The 21,637-nt window shown below is 51.8% G+C and carries 19 protein-coding genes; 6 read left to right on the top strand and 13 right to left on the bottom strand.

Going from position 1 to position 21,637, the window contains the following annotated elements; translation table 11 throughout:
• Positions 1–134: 134 nt before the first annotated feature.
• Both M0D42_RS10570 and M0D42_RS10575 read right to left on the bottom strand, forming a co-directional pair.
• The gene (locus M0D42_RS10570) at positions 135–536 is read right to left on the bottom strand and encodes a hypothetical protein (protein ID WP_265018577.1); all 402 of its coding nucleotides are present in this window, start codon (positions 534–536) and stop codon (positions 135–137) included.
• A 2-nt stretch (positions 537–538) separates the two neighbouring features.
• Entirely contained in the window at positions 539–880 is a 342-nt protein-coding gene (locus M0D42_RS10575) for a VOC family protein (RefSeq protein ID WP_265018578.1), read from the bottom strand.
• Positions 881–975: 95 nt separating this feature from the next.
• On the opposite strand from M0D42_RS10575, the gene M0D42_RS10580 reads away from it, so the two are divergent.
• On the top strand, positions 976–1,416 hold the full coding sequence (locus tag M0D42_RS10580) for a winged helix-turn-helix transcriptional regulator (protein ID WP_265018579.1): 441 nt from the start codon (positions 976–978) through the stop codon (positions 1,414–1,416).
• Positions 1,417–1,497: 81 nt separating this feature from the next.
• Complete coding sequence (locus tag M0D42_RS10585; protein ID WP_265018580.1) at positions 1,498–2,124, top strand: TetR family transcriptional regulator C-terminal domain-containing protein; 627 nt, start codon at positions 1,498–1,500, stop codon at positions 2,122–2,124.
• 53 nt (positions 2,125–2,177) lie between these two features.
• Here the strand turns inward: M0D42_RS10585 and M0D42_RS10590 are convergent, their stop codons facing one another.
• The 5 genes from M0D42_RS10590 to M0D42_RS10610 all read right to left on the bottom strand — a co-directional run bounded on the left by M0D42_RS10590 (position 2,178) and on the right by M0D42_RS10610 (position 7,290).
• Positions 2,178–3,479, bottom strand: coding sequence for a branched-chain amino acid ABC transporter permease (locus tag M0D42_RS10590; RefSeq protein ID WP_265018581.1), 1,302 nt, complete (start codon positions 3,477–3,479; stop codon positions 2,178–2,180).
• Positions 3,476–4,489, bottom strand: coding sequence for a branched-chain amino acid ABC transporter permease (locus tag M0D42_RS10595; RefSeq protein ID WP_265018582.1), 1,014 nt, complete (start codon positions 4,487–4,489; stop codon positions 3,476–3,478). The genes M0D42_RS10590 and M0D42_RS10595 overlap by 4 nt, the downstream gene beginning before the upstream one ends.
• A gap of 2 nt (positions 4,490–4,491) precedes the next feature.
• Positions 4,492–5,199, bottom strand: coding sequence for an ABC transporter ATP-binding protein (locus M0D42_RS10600; protein ID WP_265018583.1), 708 nt, complete (start codon positions 5,197–5,199; stop codon positions 4,492–4,494).
• Positions 5,196–5,981 carry an ABC transporter ATP-binding protein gene (locus tag M0D42_RS10605; RefSeq protein WP_265018584.1) on the bottom strand — a complete coding sequence of 262 codons (786 nt, stop codon included), beginning with the start codon at positions 5,979–5,981 and terminating at the stop codon, positions 5,196–5,198. The genes M0D42_RS10600 and M0D42_RS10605 overlap by 4 nt, the downstream gene beginning before the upstream one ends.
• Before the next feature lie 112 nt (positions 5,982–6,093).
• Entirely contained in the window at positions 6,094–7,290 is a 1,197-nt protein-coding gene (locus M0D42_RS10610; protein ID WP_265018585.1) for an ABC transporter substrate-binding protein, read from the bottom strand.
• A 431-nt stretch (positions 7,291–7,721) separates the two neighbouring features.
• Between M0D42_RS10610 and M0D42_RS10615 the strand changes: the two genes are divergently transcribed.
• Complete coding sequence (locus M0D42_RS10615; RefSeq protein WP_265018586.1) at positions 7,722–8,318, top strand: TetR/AcrR family transcriptional regulator; 597 nt, start codon at positions 7,722–7,724, stop codon at positions 8,316–8,318.
• A 30-nt stretch (positions 8,319–8,348) separates the two neighbouring features.
• Here M0D42_RS10615 and M0D42_RS10620 read toward each other — a convergent pair whose 3' ends face one another.
• Complete coding sequence (locus tag M0D42_RS10620; RefSeq protein ID WP_265018587.1) at positions 8,349–9,683, bottom strand: HlyD family secretion protein; 1,335 nt, start codon at positions 9,681–9,683, stop codon at positions 8,349–8,351.
• Complete coding sequence (locus M0D42_RS10625) at positions 9,664–11,628, bottom strand: ATP-binding cassette domain-containing protein (RefSeq protein ID WP_265018588.1); 1,965 nt, start codon at positions 11,626–11,628, stop codon at positions 9,664–9,666. The genes M0D42_RS10620 and M0D42_RS10625 overlap by 20 nt, the downstream gene beginning before the upstream one ends.
• Positions 11,629–11,788: 160 nt before the next feature.
• On the opposite strand from M0D42_RS10625, the gene M0D42_RS10630 reads away from it, so the two are divergent.
• The 3 genes from M0D42_RS10630 to M0D42_RS10640 all read left to right on the top strand — a co-directional run bounded on the left by M0D42_RS10630 (position 11,789) and on the right by M0D42_RS10640 (position 15,797).
• Complete coding sequence (locus tag M0D42_RS10630) at positions 11,789–13,516, top strand: DUF3131 domain-containing protein (RefSeq protein ID WP_265018589.1); 1,728 nt, start codon at positions 11,789–11,791, stop codon at positions 13,514–13,516.
• Positions 13,516–14,796 carry a hypothetical protein gene (locus tag M0D42_RS10635; RefSeq protein ID WP_265018590.1) on the top strand — a complete coding sequence of 427 codons (1,281 nt, stop codon included), beginning with the start codon at positions 13,516–13,518 and terminating at the stop codon, positions 14,794–14,796. The genes M0D42_RS10630 and M0D42_RS10635 overlap by 1 nt, the downstream gene beginning before the upstream one ends.
• A 527-nt stretch (positions 14,797–15,323) precedes the next feature.
• Positions 15,324–15,797: a hypothetical protein gene (locus M0D42_RS10640; protein WP_265018591.1), complete on the top strand. Its 474-nt coding sequence runs from the start codon at positions 15,324–15,326 to the stop codon at positions 15,795–15,797.
• 1 nt (position 15,798) lies between these two features.
• On the opposite strand, the gene M0D42_RS10645 is transcribed toward M0D42_RS10640, so the two are convergent.
• Genes M0D42_RS10645 through M0D42_RS10660 form a run of 4 tightly spaced genes read right to left on the bottom strand, consistent with a single transcriptional unit; the run spans position 15,799 to position 21,510 of the window.
• Positions 15,799–17,100, bottom strand: coding sequence for a DUF3131 domain-containing protein (locus M0D42_RS10645; RefSeq protein WP_265018592.1), 1,302 nt, complete (start codon positions 17,098–17,100; stop codon positions 15,799–15,801).
• A 4-nt stretch (positions 17,101–17,104) separates the two neighbouring features.
• Entirely contained in the window at positions 17,105–18,877 is a 1,773-nt protein-coding gene (locus tag M0D42_RS10650) for a glycosyltransferase (RefSeq protein WP_265018593.1), read from the bottom strand.
• Positions 18,878–18,898: 21 nt separating this feature from the next.
• Complete coding sequence (locus M0D42_RS10655; protein WP_265018594.1) at positions 18,899–20,380, bottom strand: sugar phosphate nucleotidyltransferase; 1,482 nt, start codon at positions 20,378–20,380, stop codon at positions 18,899–18,901.
• A complete protein-coding gene (locus M0D42_RS10660; RefSeq protein ID WP_265018595.1) occupies positions 20,377–21,510 on the bottom strand; it encodes an acyltransferase in 1,134 nt (377 codons plus the stop codon). Before M0D42_RS10660 ends, M0D42_RS10655 begins: the two co-directional genes overlap by 4 nt.
• Between the last annotated feature and the right edge of the window lie 127 nt (positions 21,511–21,637).

The raw sequence follows: 21,637 nt of genomic DNA on the forward strand, positions 1-21,637 counted from the left end.
GGCATTTCACGCCTAAGACGCGCCCTGTTGAGGCGTTCGGAGCTGGTACCGTCCCTCCACTGGCTCCGAACGTTTCCCCCACTTAACGAGTACCTGATGTCCCTCAGGAAAGGCACCGCAACGGCGGTGCCTTTTTACTGCGCAAACCTCTGGTGGATGAGGCCCAGGGCAAGACCAAAAGCCGTGAATTGAATGGTTGTAGAGATCGCCTCGGTTCTGATCCAAGCCACAATCGAAGGCACTTCGTATTTTGCAGCCTCCGTCAGCGACATATAGGCCCCAAGGAAAAGCCCAAAGGCCAAAGCGATCCATAGCCCATGGTGCAGATTTGCTGCCCCACCCTGCCAGCCTTGCAGAGCCAGGCTCATGACCAATCCCTGGATCGTCATCGTCAGAAAACCCAAAGGCATGATGATCTCGCTACGCAAGATACCGACGCTGTCATAATGCGCCTTGTTGATCACAAAATGCGAGGTCGCCTGAACGGCAAATGTGACGGCAATAAAAGCCAGAACGGAAAAGAGATGCACCATCATGACTACGCGCCTCTCTTCCAGATCGCCAGCGGCGCACCACCCGGATCGCGCAGGAATGTTGCGGTTCCGGCTGGGCCTTCCAGTGTGGCAGCAATGACGGTTGCGCCGTTTCTTTCCGCGCGGGCGGTCTCCGCGGCGAGGTCATCGACTTCGATATAGGGCACCCAGCCAGTGAGGCCGTCCATCGGATCGCAGACCGCGGCGAAAGGCATCTCCCCTTCCGCGGTTTGGAAGGTCATAGGGCCGATGTTCTGTTGGGACCAGCCGAAATTCCTCTCAAGAAAGGCTTCGGTCTCGGCACGGGATGGGTTGAGGTTGTCAAACCAGACAAAGGGTGAGGACATGAGCTCTCCAATTCACTTTCATTTTGCAAGTAATTTATCGATAGCGCGAGTCGCTTTTAATTTGCAAGTGTTTTTAGAATGCCTACATTGAGCGCATGGCAAAGAAGAGCTCAATCGAATGGAATGGATGCCCGGTGCGCTATGCAGCCGGGGTTTTTGGCGACAAATGGAGCTTTGTGCTGCTGCGCGATGTGCTGTTGCACGGCAAACGCTACTACGGTGAGTTCCTTGGGTCTGAGGAAGGTATTTCCACCAATATCCTCGCCACCCGTCTGGCCCATCTTGAAGCCACAGGCATGCTGACACGCCATCAAGACCCTGAAAAGCGTAGCCGTGTCTTTTATCTGCCAACGCGTAAGGCGCGCGATCTTCTCCCTGCTTTTCTGGGCTTGATGGTCTGGTCGGTGAAACACGACCAAGTCACCGAAGCACCAGATAGTTTTGCTCCCTTCTATGAGGATGACCCCAAGGCAGCCGTGGCCTGGTATGAACAAGAGATCGACAAGGTGAACGCAAAATTTGCGAGCAAAACCTAAAGCAAAGCGAAAATAGCCCCGCAAACGCTAGACCTGCCCCAGCGTCATCTTTAATCTGTCAACTTAGCGAGGGGAGCAAGAATGACAGAAAATACCGTTCAGGCCAAAAAGCTCAGCCGTATTCAGCAACGAAACCGTGACATCATTATGAATGCCGCGCTTGATGTGTTTTCACAAAGCGGGTTTCGAGGCGCAACACTCGACCAAATCGCAGAGGTCGCTGGTCTGTCTAAACCAAATATCCTCTACTATTTTTCCGGCAAGGAAGAGATCTATGTCACCCTGCTGAACAAAATGGTGACAAGCTGGTCTGACCCGCTGAGAGAATTTGACGCTGACGGTGAGCCAATTGAAGAAATCGTTGGCTATATCGAACGCAAGATGGAGATGACGCGTGAGTTTCCGCGTGAAAGTCGTCTGTTTGCAAATGAAATCATTCAGGGGGGCTCGCGGGTCATGGACCACAACGTGGCTGTGATCAAACCTCTGTTTGAGGAAAAGGCCGCTCTCATTCAAAGATGGATTGATGAAGGCCGTCTGGCCCCTGTGGACCCGCAGCATCTGCTCACCTCGATCTGGGCAACGACACAGCACTACGCGGATTTTGAAGCGCAGACCAAAGTGTTCCTAGGGCAAGGTGACAATGTGCTGGATCGCGGAACCAGTTACCTGACGGACCTATTCAGGAAGGCACTGCAGCCTGAATAAAACGCACTCTCTCAAACTGAAAAGAGCGCCCGATGGGCGCTCTTTCTGTTTGTTTACTTCTCTGGCAAGAGCCCGTGCGGGCTGAAGCGCAACACGAGCAGCAGGATCAGCCCCATGGTGAACGGACGCAGGTACGCGACCCGCTCTAACAGGCCTTCGCGGATTGGATGGGTTGCATCCAAACCAGACGTAAGCGTGTTCACGAGGAAGATCGAAATTGGCTCGACCTCAACCCAGAGGAACCAGATGAACATGCCCCCCAGAACAGCGCCCCAGTTGTTACCGGAGCCGCCGACAATCACCATCACCCAAACAAGGAAGGTGAAGCGCAGCGGCTGGTATGATGCAGGCGTCAGCTGACCATCCAACGTCGTCATCATCGCCCCCGCGATGCCACAGATGGCGGCACCCAGAACGAAGATTTGCAGGTGGCGCGCGGTGACGTCTTTGCCCATGGCCTCAGACGCTGTCTCGTTGTCACGGATCGCGCGCATCATGCGGCCCCATGGCGAGTTCAATGCCAGCTGCATCAAGGTTACGATCAGCACAATCACCGCAATAAAGAGCGCCGCATAGAGCAGCTTTACAAAGATCGTGGAGCCGGTCACCGGGTCCGCACCTATGCGTTCCATCCAGCCAAGGAAGGTCTCGGACTGCTGCAGGTCAATCTCATAAGGCACCGGACGCGGCAGACCATTGACGTTTTTCACGCCACGAGACAGCCAGTCTTCGTTCTTGAGAACAGCGATGATGATCTCACCAATGCCGAGGGTCGCAATCGCCAGATAGTCTGAGCGTAAACCCAGCGCGGTTTTGGCAATGAGCCATGCCACACCAGCTGCGAAAAGCCCACCGACAGGCCATGCAATCAGGACCGGAAGGCCGAGACCACCAAGGAAGCCTGTTTGAGCAGGGTTCACCGCTTCGATCGCAGCAACTGCTGGATCAAAGAGTGCACGGAAAGCAAAGAAGCCACCGATCAGCCAAACTGCAACGATCAACCCGCGCGGCAGGTTTTTCGGCAAGCGAGACCAGCCCAAAATCGCACCGGCGATAACACCGACAGCCACAAGCAAGGACATCAGAATTTGCACGCCGCCCGCTTCCCAAGCCTCCCCAACCGGAGACACGGAGGTCAGCACGACGGACAGACCGCCCAGCGCCACAAAGCCAACAACGCCCACGTTGAAGAGGCCAGCATAGCCCCATTGCAAGTTCACGCCCAAAGCCATGATCGCAGAGATCAGACCGAAGTTCAGAATGAAGAGCGCATTGTTCCAGCTTTCAAAGATGCCAACGCCCAGGATGAGCATACCCATAAAGGCGAAATAGAGTGGAGCACGTGAATTGGTCATACCGCTTTCCCCTTAAACAGGCCGGTCGGCTTGAACAGCAGAACGATGATGAGAATGGCGAAGGACACCGCGAACTTATCGTCGGTCGAGAGCAACTGGATGAGCCCGTCGGGTCGCCACCCCTCTGGACCGAGGTAGGTCACAACTTTCTTGAAGGCGTAGGTGAGTGTCACCTCGGAAAAGGCGATGACAAATCCGCCTGCGATGGCTCCCAGCGGCGATCCGAGACCACCTACGATGGCAGAGGCAAAGATAGGCAGAAGGAGCTGCATGAAGACAAAGGGCTTGAAGCTTTTGTCTGGGCCATAAAGCGTGCCTGCGACGGTCGCGAGCGCTGCTACGACGAGCCATGTGATCATGACCACCCGTTCCGGGTTGATGCCCGAGAGCAGCGCCAGATCTTCGTTGTCTGAATAGGCGCGCATGGATTTACCTGTGCGGGTCTTGTTCAAGAACCAAAAGAGCAGAGCCACGGTCGCGACAGCGACAACAAGGGTCAGAACCTGTGTCGTACGGATTGCGAGACCTTCGGAAAGGCCGGTCATCTCTTTGAAGTCCCGCGCACGCATGATGAAGCGTTCTCCATCGGCGAAGCGACGGTCATCGGTGCCCACGATCATACGGATGATGCCGTTCATCATGAACATGACACCCATAGATACGATCACCAACATCACCGGCGCGGCTTTTACGCGACGGTAGAACTTGTAGACCGTTTTATCGGTGAAAAGCACAAGCGCTGAGGCTGCAGCGATACCGAATGGCAGCGCCAAAAGCGCTGTGGGCAGTGGACCCAGCGAGATGCCCCAGCTTTGGAACAGGCCTGTGACCAGCAGCACAACCATCGTGCCAAAGGCCATAGTCTCACCATGGGCAAAGTTTGAGAACCGCAGAATGCCGTAGATCAGCGTAACCCCAAGCGCGCCGATTGCGAGCTGTGCGCCGTAGGCGGACGCCGGGATAATGACGAAGTTGGTGAATGCCACCAATGCGTTGAGAATGTCGACCATGATCAACCTCCCAGGAATGTACGGCGCACTTCAGGGTCGGCCAAAAGCGCTTCCCCGGTGTCCGTATAGGCGTTGCGTCCCTGAACGAGCACATAGCCTTTATCTGCGATTTCAAGTGCTTGACGGGCGTTCTGTTCCACCATGAGGATGGAAATGCCAGTCTTTGCAACTTCGATGATGCGGTCAAACAGCTCGTCCATGACGATCGGCGAAACACCCGCTGTTGGCTCATCCAACATCAGAAGTTTCGGCTGTGTCATCAGCGCGCGACCGACAGCAACCTGCTGGCGTTGACCGCCAGAGAGTTCACCTGCGTTTTGGTTGCGCTTTTCATAGACCGCTGGGAAGAGCTCGTAGACCTGATCGATGGTCTCTTCGAAATCATCGGTCCGGATGAAGGCCCCCATCTCGAGGTTCTCGCGCACGGACATGGTTGGGAAAATGTTGCGAACCTGAGGCACAAAGCCCATGCCCATGTGCACACGCTCCTGCGGAGAGAGGCCCGTAATGTCCTGACCGTCCAGAACCACCGCGCCTTCACGCAGGTTCAGCATGCCAAAGACAGCTTTCATGCCGGTGGATTTCCCTGCCCCGTTTGGGCCAACGATCACAGCGATTTCGCCTTTGTCTACGGAAAGTTCCAAGTCATGCAGGATGTCCGGCCCAGTGCCGTAGCCGCCGGTCATGTTGTTTGCAGAGAGGAAGCTCATGATGCGCCCTCCTTTTTCTTGTTCTTCACGCCGGTACCCAGATAGGCCTCAATCACGGCTTCGTTGGACATGATCTCATCCGCAGTACCCGTCGCCATGACAGAGCCCTGCGCCATCACGATCACCGGATCGCAAAGCTGTTTGATGAAATCCATATCGTGTTCGATCATGCAGAAGGTGTAGCCGCGCTCCACATTCAGGCGCTTGATCGCGTCACCAATGGTGTAAAGCAGCGTGCGGTTCACACCTGCGCCGACCTCATCAAGGAAGACCATCTTGGCGTCGACCATCATAGTGCGGCCAAGTTCCAGCAGTTTCTTTTGACCACCCGACACGTTACCCGCCTTCAGATCAGCGATGTGTTCGATGGTCAGGAATTCCAGCACCTCATCGGCTTTCGCCCGCAAGGCCCGTTCTTCATCCGCAATGCGTTTGCGCCCGAACCAAGTGTTCCACAGCGTTTCGCCATGCTGTCCAGCGGGCACCATCATCAGGTTCTCGCGGCAAGTCATGGAGTGGAATTCATGCGCGATCTGGAAAGTGCGCAGGATACCTTTGTGAAAAAGGTTATGAGGTTTCAGGCCGGTGATGTCTTCCCCATCAAACAGCACAGTGCCGCTTGTTGGCGTCAGAACTCCAGCGATGCAATTGAAAAGCGACGTCTTTCCCGCCCCATTCGGGCCAATCAGCCCGGTAATGGTCCCCTTTTCGATGGTCAGCGAAGCCCCATCGACAGCGCGAAATCCGCCGAAATGCATGTGTAGGTCACGCACTTCGATCATGTTCTATGTCCCATGTGATTGTGCTCCCTCCTAAGTTCTTGATGTTAGTTGAGGGATGGATTGGAAAAAGCCCGGAGCGCGAAACTCCGGGCTTTTCCGTTATCAGCTCGACTTAGCGGTAGCCGATTGTCTCTTGCTTACCGTTCACTGTCTTGATGACACGGTAGGAGCCGGATGCTTCACCTGGCTCGATCAGCTCAACAGCGGATGCGCCAACCAGATCGACTTCGCCACCATTTGCCAGGATTTCCAGCGCTTTCGCCAGTTCGCCAGGGAAGATCTGCTCACCCGGTGCGTTGGCAACGTCAAACATCTTTTCCTTGTAAACAGCTGGATCATTGGATCCTGCCGCTTGCATCGCCAGAAGTAGGATCGCAGCTGCGTCATAGGATTCTGGTGAGAACGGTGCAGTCGCGTCAAAGCCGTTTGCTTCGCCGATTGGGGTGTATAGATCACCACCCGGTGCATCTGTGCCAGGAACCTGACCCATTGTGCCGTCCAGATCCGCGCCGAAGTTTGCTTCTGTCGCAAAGCCAACCATCGCATCAGGCAGGTGGAAGGTGTCAAATGCACCTGTGTCCAGCGATGCCTGAATGATGCCTTTACCACCTTGGTCTGCATAGCCGACAACAACCAACAGGTCACCGCCCGCGGATGCCAGAGCGCCAACTTCAGCAGAGTAGTCGCCTTTACCATCTTCGTGAGACGCGTTGATGGTCACTTCGCCGCCATTTGCGGTGTAATTCGCTTCAAAGCTGTCCGCCAGACCTTTGCCATAGTCGTTGTTTGTGTAGGTCACAGCAACGGAGGTGATGCCTTCTTCCAGCAGAATATCTGCCATCACCGCGCCTTGGCGCGCGTCAGAAGGTGTCGCGCGGAAAAACAGGCCATTGTCTTCGATTGTAGACAGCGCTGGGGATGTTGCGGATGGGGAAATCATCACCATACCGTTTGGAACGGCAACGTTCTGCAGTGCAGCGGTTGTCGCGCCAGAGCAGAGCGCACCGATGATGCCGGAAACGCCATCAGCGGTGACAAAACGTTCAGCAACCGAAGTTGCGATCGCTGCGTCGGCACAGGTGGAGTCACCCTCAACCAGTGTCAGTTTCTTGCCGCCAAGGAAGAGGCCGCTTTCCGCAACTTCTTTCACCGCGGCGCGTGCACCACCCGCCATTGGAGGCGCATAGGATTCAGCTGGGCCAGTGAAGCCAAGCATCAAGCCAACTTTAACTTCATCTGAGTGACCCGCTGCGTAAGCAGAGCCTGCAACGAGCGCGGTAGCAGCCGAAGCCAGAAGGAATTTTTTCATTTGGTATTTACTCCCTGTTTGGAACTTTGTCCTGGCGGAGAGCCTAAATGTGACCAATTTCTTTTGAAAGAGTTACGCTAGGAAAAAACAAAAAGAATGCAGATTACAGGAAATTTGATCAAACAAGCCAGAAAATGAAATGAATTTGGTAAATTATTCGATTTTATTCAGGAAAAAGGCGCAAATCACTTGAATGCTCAAAGCGCTCCGGCTGTCTGTTTCAACAATTTCGTAAACCTAAGGGGAATAAAAGCGACAAAAACATGCGTTTTCGTAGAGTCTGTCGATAGGTCATGATTCCGGTGGCAGCTTCATTGAATCCAGATTTATGCCGCCGAGAGGTTGAAATCGTTGCTATGGACAAACTGCCTCTACATGTGGAATTGAAGCGCAGCCGTTGAAATGCAATCCACCGGATTGGGAGATGTCCATTGGCGCGATCCGTAGCCAAAGATCACGATCAGAAACGCCAGCATATTCTATATGCCTCCGCACGAGTTTTCGCAGAGGAAGGTATTGCGCGGTCTAATATGGTTCAGGTCGCCAAAGCCTGCGGCATCTCAAAAGCCAATATCTATCATTATTATGACAGCAAAGACGCGCTGCTGTTTGATATCCTCAACACATATCTCTCTGCTTTGCGTGACAGATTATTGGCACTTGTCTCAGATGATACGGCACCGGAAGATCACTTGCATGCCTTCGTGAGCGAAGTTCTCTTGGCCTATCTGAAAATGGATGCTGAGCACAAAATTCAATCCGAAGGCGTCCCGCTTTTGCAGGAAGACCAGCAATTGATCTTGAAATCCTATCAACGCGATATTGTTCGCGCGCTGAATGGAACGTTGCTAGAGATTGCCCCCCAGCGTTTCACGCATGATAAATCCAGTCTGCGTGCCACCAGCATGTCGATCTTCGGCATGCTCAACTGGTACGCCATGTGGAATGAAGACGCGGACGAAATGGCGCGCAACAACTACGCCAAACTGGTCACGGATTTGGTGATCAATGGTGTGCGGGGCGGCTGAGCGCTGAACAGGCCTATGCCCGGGTCAAACCTAATCCAAATCTTGTGCAACGTAAGTCACATCAGTCTCGGAGCTATGGATTGCCAAGCGGAGTGCTGAACCTTGGGCTTTTATTGTGTGCGCAAGATCGACAAATCCCAGATGCTCTAAGGCCGCGATGACTTCGCTATTAACACGCTCAAGAGAGTTGTTCTCGACATAGTTTATTAGGATCTTGGCAGCCGTGCTCGCACCTCGCAATGCGATGCCGTTTGCGGGATCATCCAATGCAGCGACGCTTTGGGCATTCAATTCGATGATCGCCTTCACGTTGTCAGGGGCTTGCGTTTGAATATGACGGATTTCCCCCGTCAAAGACGTTATTCTATCCTCCAACCCGAGCATCTGCACTTCCACATCCTGGCCGGTTTTCACATAGCCCAAATGCGTTGGGGGAATAAAAAACTCAGCCAAGTACCCCTGTGAATCCGAAGGTCTGATTTCCAGAATTTCTGTGTCAGAGAGCGCCGCACTCATGAGAGGCAACCGCCTCAGACGTACCACCTGCCCCTTGTCTGGCGACAGCAACCTTGGATCATCAATCAATGCCAATAGACGTTGCCGCATCTGCTGGTCGGCCTGAAGCTCCCTGGAAATAGTCGCCAATCGATGGCGCCTATCCCTTCGATGCTCTGACATATTGCGTTCGTGTTCGGACACCATCATCTGCTCGCGTTCAAAAAGACGATTGCGAGCAAATTGCAATGAGAGAACCTGTCGGAAATCATTGCTCTGGGCATCCGCTTGAGGGTCAAGAGATGTCAGCAGACTTTGGATGAGCCCTTCAAGCAACTTTTGATCTGATTTTAAAAGGCTGCGCGATTTTTCAAATTCCAGAACCATCGTCGCAGTCACATCCGCGTCTTCTACACATTGCCTATCAGCGTCTTCGACGGCTTGAATTTGCTGTGCTGGAAGACTTTCAGAAAGGTCATTGTCAACTTCAGATGACCGATGGTTCAGCAGACAGGCGCGCAGCCTATCATTATGCAATAGCCGCGCATCCAGAGCCGCGACTTGAGATGTCATAACCTCTGCATCCAAGAGCGCCACAGTTTGCCCGGCGTATACGACCTCATTTCGCTCTACGAGTATCTCTTTTAGAAAAGCGCCTTCCGGAACGGTGACCGCCACTGGTGATGCAAGCGGGCGCAGCGTCCCGATGAAACTATGTCGCGAAGCAACAGTCGTATTTGCCAGCAAAACCGCAGCAGGCGCGATCACGACTGCGAGGCTTGAGAGTACAGCCAATATCCACAATAGCCTGCTTAGACGTAAGCGGCCTTTTGGCAGATCAGAATAGAAATCAGGAAGAGGTCTGTGCATGGACCCTGCCCGGTTTCACTTCGGTCTTGCGTGGGTCATAGGTTTCAACCTTGACCTTAATCAGACGCCCTTCAAGATGGCTTTCGAAGGCGACATCCAAACTGTTTGCCATGATGGCTGCCAACGGGTTGCGCCTTGAATCCAGAGGCTTCTGTTCAGCCAATTCTTGTGCCTTCTGCACCTGACCTGAGGAAATAGGTGGTGACCCATCCATCATGTGAACGCTGCAATGCCCTTCAAAATTCTTGAACAGGAATTCCACCGTATCGTCATCGCCCAAATTCGCTTCGCGGCAGGACACTGCCAAAAGCTCCGAGGCAACAAGGGCAACTCGCCGTCGATTGGCTTCATCCCCATTGCGACGGAAATGAGATCTGATCCATTTCTCCAGATTCTGTTCAGCCTCGAGTGACCGTTGCGCAATGAAACGATGCCATCCGCTTGCCCGGCGCTCGCGTACTTGCTTGGCAGGGCCGAAATCCACCAACGTGCCGTTTTGCAGCACAAAAAGCCGATCACATTTATCAAGCAATGCGCGGTTGTCAGATATCAGGACGATGCTGCGGCCCAAGCGGACTTCTTGATCCAGCCGATGGCAGAGCGCAGAAACCTGTGCTGCCTGCAGGGCGTCTTCTGGTCGGTCAAAAAAGTAAACTGAAGGCGACAGTGCGAATGCGCGGCTCAGCGCCAATGATTTGCGATGCATAGACGGCAATAGCCTTGCATCTGGCGCGCTACAAATTTCCTGCACGAGATCATGTGCGAATACCATTTGTTCAAGAAAATATCGCCCGCGCTTCAGCTGATCATCCCCCTGATAACACGATAGGTTGTCCGCTCCAGATGCAGGCAATATCAACGGTGTATCTGCCACATGTACAGCCGGCACCAACTGTATCCCCGAAGATCTCTGCCACAAATCTGTGCCATTCTGTGTAACCAGCCCAGATACTTGAACATCGGCCAGTGAAAACGGATCGACCAAACTCTGCATCAAAAGGGACTTCCCAGCGCCGCTTTCACCGATAATGCCGACGATCTCTCCGGGATCAATCGAGAGGGAAATATCTGCCAAAAGCGGATTGCCATTTTGCGTTCGGACATTGAGATGCGAAACGATCAGACCAGTGCCGGGCAGCGTCGAGTTTTCGACCGGTTTTTGAACACGTGTCGATTTGCCAATGTCCTCTCGATTTTGGCCAAAATGCACTTGCGCATACTTCAGCACATCGTTGACACACCATGCGCTTATCAACGCAAGCGACAGCATAATACCTGGCATCAAAACCTGCTCAGAAACAAGAAAGGCCCCTGTTGCGAAGCTGATCAGCAGAGCCATCAAAACAACAACGCGTCTAAAAGGGTCGCTCAACGCATGATTGGCTGACTTGGCCATCGCCTTCGCTGCCCCGTTGCCGTCCCGTCCTGCGCAAAGAGACACGGCTTCTTCTGGGAAATACACCCAAGGGGGCTCATTGCTCTTTACTCGCGATAATTGTCTCTGAACAAGCCACCCCACCCCTGAACATATCGGGATGCTGAGGCCCGCCAGAGGATGCACAAAGAGTATTGTCATAGATATCGGCGCAGCAAAAACCGCCGCAACCAGACGCGCCTGCTGTTCTCGCATCCAGCGAAATCCACGGAGTGATCTTGTATGGGCGAACTCAAGCAGCGCCACCCCCATTACAAGGCAAAACCCAACACCAAGCAGAACCAGTGCCATGCGACTTTCGCCGGCCTCTACGACAATCGCGTGAAACAGAAAGGACAGGAGGATTATGGCCAATGTGCAAAGGAATATGCTGACCCCGAAAGTGGCCCCAAGCACCAAAGCCCAACGCGGGGAGGATCGGTCCGCCATGGCCAGCTTTGCGTCCACGATGTCGATCGTTTCTGAGCTAACCGATGGCTCATCCAATTCCATATCTCTGGAATGTAACATGTGGGACTCCCGTCTATGTGACGAGACTTGATTAACCCAGCACTCTTAAAAAACTTTTGAGAAATACCGCCTGAATGAGAACAACCAGCGGCTCGCAAATGAAAAGAATTTCAAATTTTCGACGTTCGAAGTTTATTAAGGGTGTTGCGCCTAAGGTCTAATGCGAATCCAAAACTTAGGTGCTTCTCTGAACATGCCAGGCGATCCAAAATCTAAAGCAGACCGTGGGACATTCGGTTCAGCCTCTCTATTGCTGAGCGCAGTGGCCGTGGTCACTGTTACAGCGACCTGGTTTGTCGGCTCCTCCGCAAAATCGATGTTTTTAGCCTATCAAGAAGAGATCAATCCGATCATCGCAGGTGGCGAAGGCGATGCGCTCCCGGCCGTCATGCGAGGCAGCATTCCGGCCATGACCACAAGCTTGGTCTATGAGGAACCTAAGGGGACAAAACCGCCGCGCATGTGTGAAATGCAGTCGGATTACTTTGACGACTTGGATCAAGGTAAGGAAGCCCTATCGGGATACACACAACGCAATGAATATATTCGTAAATATCGCCCTCGACGCGGCTTTTTGAACGAAAGAGAAATGCGTGCAGCGAGAGTTGCCTGGCACTATTTCGAAAAGTTCACCCAAGAAAACACTGGAATGGCCAACTCGGTGGGGAATTACCCATCCACTACGCTCTGGGATACTGCCTCTTACATTGCAGGCGCAGTGGCCGCTTTTGAACTTTGTATTATCGAAAAACCTGAATTTGATCGCCGCATGACGCTGCTTTTAACCACGATCAAAGGGTTAGAGCTCTTTCGAAAAGAATTGCCCAACAAAGTGTATCACACCAAATCAGGCCTCAAGGTCGACTATACCAACAAGGCCGGGGAAATCGGATTTTCCGCTCTTGATATCGGCCGATTTATGGTTTGGATGCGGATCCTGAAAAATCGCTATCCCTACATGGGAAATACCGTCGACTCGGTCCTTCTGAAATGGGATTTCTCTAATGCAGTTTCCAAAGAAGGGCTCTTGTTTGGGGCCTATGTGGACAAGGAGACCGGCGAAACTGTTTATGCGCAGGAAGGCCGTTTGGGATATGAGGAATACGCGGCCAAGGGATTTGCGCTTTGGGGGTTCCGCCCTTTGATGGCGCATCGCGCAGAACCTTTTTTGACGGCCTCAATTTTTGGTATTCAGGTGCCTTACGATGGGCGTGACCCACGAGTGTTTCACAGTCAAAACTACGTCGTAACGGAATCCTATCTTCAAGATGGTCTAGAGCTTGGGTTCGATATGCCCCACGATGATAGCTCACCTTCCTGGGTGCATTCGGACGGTTGGCGTGCGGAGTTTGCTGATCGAATTTACCGCGTACAAGAAAACCGCTGGCGGCGCACAGGGTTTATGACTGCCCGCTCAGAGCATAACGTCAAAGGCCCCCCTTATTTCACCTACGATACCATTTTTTCCGATGGCTACCCATGGAATACGGTCACCCCACGCGGGGATTACACGCCAGACCATGCAGCTGTTGCAGCAAAAGCCGCACTTGGGCTCTGGGCGCTCTGGGATACGGAATATACTGATGTTCTCTACGAGGCGATGATCGAACTCTATGATCCTGAAAATGGAATGTATGAGGGACTTTATGAACGCGGTCAGGGCCGGGTTGAGATCTACACTGCGAACAATAACGGCATCATTCTCACCTCGTTACTGCACAAGGTCCAAGGCAAAATCCTTACGCCGTATACCGGCGAAACCGAAGTTTGGTACACTGCTTACCGAGATCAAGATCTGCGAGAACGTCGCAACTACCCTGACCCGTTTCAGCGCGAAGATTGGCTGCCAGCGCTAAGGCATTCGACTCAAAAGGAGCTTGATTACTGATGTTTAACTCTCAGCGACTGATACGATTTAGTGCGTCAGCTGCATTGATGGCTCTGCTTTGCGGTGGGATAGCATCGGCTCAGCAGTCTTCGACCGCACCTGAGGATTCCTTTACGCTGGATGCAGCGATCCTCGATACTTCCATCCCCTTCTCGGTGGGTGCCCATGAAGCGCGGCAGGAATTGCGCGGAGCCTTTGGCTGGCCAACATTTCAAGAAGGCTTGGTGCAGGGTGTCTATTTCCGGTTCGATCCTGATGGCTATGCACGCTTCTCCCCTACTCCTCGATTGGACACCGATGTGTTTGAAGTCATTTGTCGCCCACGCACCCACGTTTGCATGGCACGAAAAGACAGTTTGACTTTGACGCTTAACAACCGAAACCAGATTCAGCTCGCACTTGAAAATGTAACGGAAGCGGATGACTTTCTAATTGCCGAAGGCATTTCAGAGCTTCCTCTGCCCAGCAATATTCTAAATCCTCTAGATGGGCGCATGGAGCTCATCTTATCGTCCGGAGGTGATCTTGTTGTCTCTCGCGCGAAAAAGGAAGTGGACCGAATATCGCTTAAAGGCTTCGCTGCAGTGACCGCATACCTGCGCTGGGTTAGCGCACAACAAAGCTATACAGTTCTACCGCGGGATTGGCCGGTACCCAACTCCGGCTCCGCAACGGCAGAAATAACCAAATCTGCAAAATGGCAATCACCAATGCCGAAGCCTTTGGCCGCTGAACTCTCCTATCCAGATGAAGATGTGGCCGAAGTTCGCGGCGAACTTCGCGTGTTGCGAGAGTTGCTTTTGAAAGGCGAAACCGCTGCGCCTCAGGATCGAGAGGCAGTCGATCGGCTTAGCGAGGTTCAGCGTGCATTGGATGCATTGGCGCTGGAAATCGAAACGCTGAAAACACCGGATAACCCTATTGTTGTTGAAGCGCCTCAAGCTCTTCAGAGCCACGCCGAATACAACTCAGTTAATACAATCGAGAGGCAAACTGCTCCATTAGAAAACGATGCTCAACTAATCGCGCGCCGGATGGAGTATCTGATGACAGAAATCGGGTTAGAACCGGAAGTGGCGTTGATGTTGCTTAAACAAGGCGAGGTAAAACTCGACAATGAAACTGAAACAACTCCGCAGAACTTGGTCGATGAACTACTGGCAGACTTGCGCGCAAACTTGCCAACAGAGGCTGCAACACCAGAATTGAAGCCCAATATATCTGAAACGGAGTACCAGCTACTGACGGATTACTTTCAATCGGTCTTTGATGAAATCTGACTAAGATGCATGCTGGAACAGTTGTTAATCACGTTCGGAGGCTCTGTGATCCGTTAAGCACCTCCAGCTTTCAGGCAGGTGTTCCCGCATTATTATCCGCCGTTAGTGCAGATTTCCGAGAGGTGTTATCAAGTTTGGCCAAGTTTAAACGCCTGGTCAAAACGACCTGTACCCATACAAAATACAGATAAATCAGTTTGATTTATCTTATTTTAGATAGGATGCGCGCGAACACTTTGCCGAGAGGTATGATTGGTTGCCGACGCCGAATACCTAGATCAGAAACGATGTCAGATTACCGTTTCTCCAACAATCCTGCCGTCGCTTTTGTGCTTTTCAGTTTGTGTTTCGGCCTAACGAATTTCGCAAGTGTAGTTCTGAACGCCGAACCTATTTCGAAGCCAGCGCCAGATGTCTCGCACCTTTTGCAATCGCCTCTGGATGCTTCAGATCGTGGCAAACAACAAAGCCCCTGGTCCATTCAATGTTATCAATCCGCTCACAACTGCATCGCCCGCGCTCCGGGGATGGCTTTATGGTTGGATCATGAGCTGGGCCTGCGTTTCTCGGTGGCGGCGGGATCGAATGCACGTATTTCCATTCAGGAAAGGAACTACACAACAGACGCGCCAAAGATACTTTCCTCTGCGTTGACGAAAAACGACATCCACCGATTGTCCCAGCCGAACAGCTTCATTGTCGTTGAGGAAATGGGCAAAGTGATATTCCGAAATTCCACCTTTGGCCTAGACCAAATATATGCCTCGTTGCTGAAAGCAAACGGGGGACGTGATCCAATCGAATGGGGACCGAATTCCGCACTAAAGGCTGAAGAACAAGACGCAGAAAGTGCATATCTGCCCAGGCACAGCCTGTCGGCAGCTGGTGCCACCGAATTCCCACAAAAGCTACTCCCGAGCAACAAACCACAAAGTGAGTTTGCGATCAGAGCACAGGGGGGGAATTCCTTCTTCTCTGAAACAGGTCAAGCCGGGAATTAAATCACTTCGCTTGCCACAGGGGCCCGTGAACAATGTAGTGAAGGGCTTCCAAAACGACGGCATTTGTATTCAACGTATAAACTTCATTTACGCTTAGATCGGACTCATAAAGCCCCGCTGGCCACCCATATTCGGCGTCGCCTTGCGCTTGCATTTGCGCCACAAGATGATCTGAGTATGCTGTGTCAAACAACGCATCCCACCCAAATGCAGCTTTCAAACTGATGGTCCGTAGCTCTGGAAATGAAGCACCGCTTTCCGTTACCACATCCCAAGCGACCCCATCTGCATAAACAGACGCATAGAGGAAAAATGGATCCTGATCGACGTGGTCTTCAGACACCATGGTCATGACACCGGTGTCCCTGTAGCGCGCTTCTTGCGCCATATAGACCTGCTCAGCAAGCCGTCGCATTTCGCTATCCAGGCCGAGCTCCAGTGCTAACAAAACAAATGGTTCGCTGACGATTGGGCTGATCGCTTGAAATGAGGCTGCGGTCCTGAGATCCGTTGGCACCAAAACCTCTTCAACCTCAATCCACTTTAAGATCCTTTGCGCAGATATTGCGCGCAGGACATCAAGGCCCCAAAGTCCTGCAGCGCGCGCTCCGTACTGTTCGTAACCAAGCCGGCCTTCCTGACGAAAGACCACTTCGCCGTTTTTCACTTCCGTGCCAATGAGTTCCCCGTTCTCAGCCATAGAGCTTAAATCCCATAGCGCCAAAACGGATCGAACGTCTTCCCCGAACTCAGGTGCAACACGTTCCAGGGTACGAAATGCCAACAACATTCGAGCAACATCCAACGCAGACCAACCAATGCCCTTTTCGCTGACCTCATTCTGATAATTCACCATCGCCAGCGTGCGCGTGTCATAGGCTTTGTTGGGAAGTTGGCCTTCAAACAATGGCAGTTCGATAAAGCTGTCGAGGAATTGCTGCGCGCGCTCCTGAAACTCTTCTGACTGAATAACCCCCAATTTGTAAGCAGCGGTCAATGCCATCACATAGGATCCTTGATCCCAAAGTGTTGTGGACGGGAAACCCGCAACGCTGTCGACCAAACCAGTTTCTGATCTTGTATTGCGCTCGATAAATCTCCAGGCACGTTGCGCCGCAAGCTCCTCTTGTGGTGTCAGAGCACGATGTGGTGCGAGTTCCATGCGGTATTCGGAGATGACATCAATTTCGCTGGCGGCGGCCCGCCGCTGCACGTCCCATGCCCCATCTGTGCCGATGGCGACGGTTGCCGCAATGAGCAGTCCTGAAATAAATAGCAAGCTAGACCTTTGAATATACTTCATAATTTCATTCACTTTTTGAAACAGGAGAATGAGCGGGAGGCTCTGGCACGGTCAAAGCGCATAAGGACACACGCACCAGTGCTACGCAGACCCAGCAGATCCACAGGGTATTCACTAAAACGAACGCTGCACTGTAATCACCAGATGGCTCTAAATAGCGGTAGGTTCCATAGGCGACAGCCAACATCAGAATCGTGATAAGTATCAAATTGGGCAATGCATGCCTGAGGGAAGCTGAAAAGACCGGTGTCTTGGGTGTTGGTGCGAAATGAGGTTTTCGCCCCAAAAGTACCTGCACCATTGCGCGCCACTGAATGAACAGGGTTCCAATCGTAATAACGCGCCCCGAAGACAATTGATTGCCCTTCGCGGCGAGGCTCATCGCCAACTCATTGCAGATCAGTACCGGGAGGATATGTCGAAAAAAGTCGATTGAATAACTGGAGATCGGGGCTTGCCCTGAAAAAAGGGAATAAGCTGGCGCCAAAATAAGAATGGGCAGCCAAAATATCGCGAGATAGGACCAGAATGTCGCCAGATAGTGCAGCCTGATTTTCCAAGGCATACCGGTTTTGAAAAGTGGATTGGCATGAAACATGATATCGAATGTGCCGCCTGCGTACTTCAGCTTTTGCAGTGCCCAGGCAGACATTGACCAAGGCGAAAGCATGCGCGCTTCGATCTGTGGATGATAAACTGACCTCCAACCCTTTTGGTGCTGCTGTATCGATGTGAAAATGTCTTCGGAAACGTGATATCGAAACGGTTGCAAATCAGTATGCTGCAAGAGCGCAGAACCGTCTGCATTTTCACGACCAGCCATCAATTTGGCCAAATGCGCCCCTTGTTCCTTCAATGCATTATCAAATACGGCCTCGCGCCGATGAATTGATCCTGCCCCACAACAAAATGACGCTCCATTTCGATTTCTGCGACGTTGGATAACATCAAAAAAGAAGACCGGATTTGACATAAAATGATCCGCACCCAATCGGGATTGACCGGTCAGCTTTTCAAGTGGATAAGCCAGAAAACGTGACCAGCGCCCCAAGCGGGAGGTCAGCCAATCTGACCATGAACGCCCCTTGGGAAGATCATAAAACCAATGCGGCGTTTGAACCCAAGCCACTTTGGGATCGCGGAAATACCCTAGAGTGTTGCGCAGATATGTCGGGAAAAGCTGAGTGTCAGCATCGCAAATGACAATGAAGTCTCCATCAGATTGAAAAAGTGCATTAGCTAGATTTCCGGCCTTGAAACCACGGTTGTCGTTTCGCGAGATGTATCCCACCTCATTTGTCTGCGCCAATTGCCGCATGTCTCTGCGATTTCCATCGTCCAAAAGGTAAATGCGCGTTACAACACCCGACGGGCTCTGCATGGCCTTCGCCGCCAATATGGAAGGCCGAACAATCTCAATGTCCTCATCATACGTCGTGATAAAGAGATCGACGGAAATAGTACCTTCACCAGTTAATGAGAGGTCATTTCGCCGCTGTGGGGGCGGCAGAGCAACAGAGTCCCCTTCCTCCCAAATATCGAAGAAAAACAACGCTGTGCCGATAAGTGCAAGGGTCTCTGAGAGCACAACCAAAATTGAAAATATGGGTGCATCCAGATTCAAGGACGCCGTCCATCTCCAATGAAGATACCAAAGTCCTAGACCGAGTGTGGCCCCCGCAAAGAATTGCCAAAAGACCTGCGAAGCCCCGGAAAATGGAGCATTTTGCGGAGGAACCTCATCCCGAAAGGCCGTGAAATAGGGTAATTTTTTCAAAGCGTTCTCAATCAAGATTGTTCAAGCTGATTGCCGGATGGGGAATGGGCTCACATCTGAATTCGGAACTGAGTGGAGATCGGGCGTATTTTGCTGACCGTTTGCGTCGAGAAAGCGATGATCAATTATCCAATCATTGTGTAGGATCAAATGTTGTCCCCAAAATCCTGGGGCAATCCTCGTTCCCTCCATCACCAAACAGTCTTCCAAAATGCTAGGGCCTGAAATCTTAGCACCAGCGCCAATTACGCAGGTTCCACGCAACTCCACCTTTGCTCCAATTTCTGCGTCTGGCGCGATATAGGACTGCCCTTTAACTCGAGCGCTTTGCGCAATCTCAGCTCTGTCAGAAATCCAATGAGTACCTTCCCGGCGTGCAGGAATTTTCAGGTTTGGAACTCTCCCCAACACCCCCTCTTTCAGGAGCTGCACGTAAACTTGAAGCGAGCGAAGGTCGAAATCTGAGAATGTCGATTGGTAGTAGTGAATTGGTCTACCCTGCCTCGAAAGTTCAGGAAGCAGATCCTCGATAATGTCAACGTGTTGTCCGTGCTCAATTTCCTTAAGAACCTTTGGAGAAAATACGTATGCCGCTGAATCAAAATGCTTCAGATACCGAATAGGTCTGCCTAAGCTTTCATAATCGGCGATGTTCTGTCGACTGGTTTTGGGCTCGCTCACAAGGAGACTATCTTCCTCACTATTTCCCCGCTCTTTCACGGCAATTGTTACGTCAGCTCCGCTTTTTTTATGACTCAACATCATTTCCAATAAATCGACATTTGTCAGGGATGTCCCATTCAGAACAAAGAAGTCATCGTAAAACGCACTCAGATTTTTTTGCATTTTCTTCAAAGAATGAGCCGTTCCATACGGCGCATTTTGCCCCACTAAATCTGACGAATACGCTTCGTTCAAAAACCTTACGGGGCGCATCAACCACTTTGCATCCTGAAAGTGGGAAACAATGCGGTCACCATTTCTGGATGGGTTCACATGTATCTCTTTTATTCCAAATGAGTTCAGATAACGCACCGTCCGCTCTAGGAGCGGTTGACCTAAAACATCTGACATTGGATTCGATATTTCATCAGAAATTGGGCATGACTTGCCCTGCCCCTCATTGCACAGAATGACAGCTGTTGCGTGCCTCAAGCTTGCCCGTTTGAATTCTTCCGATGACAACGCCTCATCTGCATCGCGGTAGATATTCAACCCACGATCCACACCAGTCGCTTGAAGCCTGCGCAAAACAGCCGGACGAAATCCGCAGAACGCCAGAGGTTTGCTCGTAACCGTGGCAGAAAGCTCTACAAGCGATGCCAAACCAGACATATTTGCCCTATGACATTTTGACATATCAATCAGCAACGCCTTGAAACCATTGGAAACCTGCGTCTCACAGATCCGTCGCATTTCAACCAATCGGCCAGTCTGTGTAAGTGCACCCTCTATTTCCAAAACTGCGATGGCGCCCATATGATGACGCAGTCCAATTTTCATCGGTGACTCTCCTTGATGCGATGCTTTTGGAGACCAATGCTCGGCAGCGGTCCGAGGCCAATTGTCCAAGCAAAAAACCTGTTTTTTGATAAGAGATTTACAAAGATTGAGGTGCCCACCAATGCCAATGAAATCTTGCTAAACACCTGATATATTGGCGAATAATTTGCGCCCCTCAGCGCGATTTCACACAGATCCAAGAATATGGGATGGCATAGATAGATACCGAACGAATATGGCGCGAGTTTCGAAAGAGTGCTCGGCCAAGACCTGTATCCAATTGTCAGACATCCTGCGAACAAAAGCGCTGGCATCAAAAAATCGGCCCAATAACCTGCGGTGTCTTCGAACACCCATCGGCCTAACTCGATCGACTTCCATGTCGCCGTCAACTTCATGAGGAACAAAAGGCCCGCCAAAAACACAACGAATGGAAACCATTGTCGCAGCACCCCTGCCTCACCCCGCTGCCAAATACCGACCATTGCACCGGCAAACATACCGTAGCCAGCATAGGTGAGAATTTTCACCATTCTCAGAAGATAGGGTAGATGCTCACTTTGCCAAAAATGCGCATAGAGGAAAGTATCGAGCTCTCTGCGTATAACCAGAAATCCTATGATCGACAGCCCCAGGATGGGAAACTTCTGTGCGAGGCGAAACAGTGGATAGAACAGCAATAGGCCAAACAGCGTCGGCAAAAAGTGCATGTGGTACTTCACATCACCGAGCAAAAAGAACCCAAGCCATTCTGAAGGCGACATCAAAGAGGCCCAAGCAGACGGCGCGTAGCCGAATGCATTCGCTTTGATCAGCCCATAGAAGGCGTAAAAGACCGTCCAGAATGAGAAAGGGAGTAGCAGTCGGCGCACTTGCTCCTTCAGCGTGTCCAGATAGCTTCGCGGACGACGATCTAGCGCCATAATCAATAGGAAAACCGAAATGATTAAAAAGAGTTCTGTTCGCGCGATGTAAACCACCGCCCGCAGGATGAGGGGCGCAATGCGCTCTGCAGTTTCGTAATCAGGCCACGCCTGCCCATTCGGATCTGCAGTGCTATGCAGCGCAACCATCGACAGCCCCGCAATCAGGCGTAAGCTATCCAGCCATATTAATCGCTTTGCAGACATCCCAACTCCAATTTTCGATCCTGATCATTTTGGGAAAAGGTCGAAAAAAGGTAAATTTTTTAGAGGTTTGCAGAAAATTATTCTGTGCCCATATTATCCAACAATTAAGAATTTGAACCTAGAATGG

The organism is Cognatishimia activa, assembly GCF_026016445.1.
GTDB lineage: Bacteria > Pseudomonadota > Alphaproteobacteria > Rhodobacterales > Rhodobacteraceae > Cognatishimia > Cognatishimia activa_B.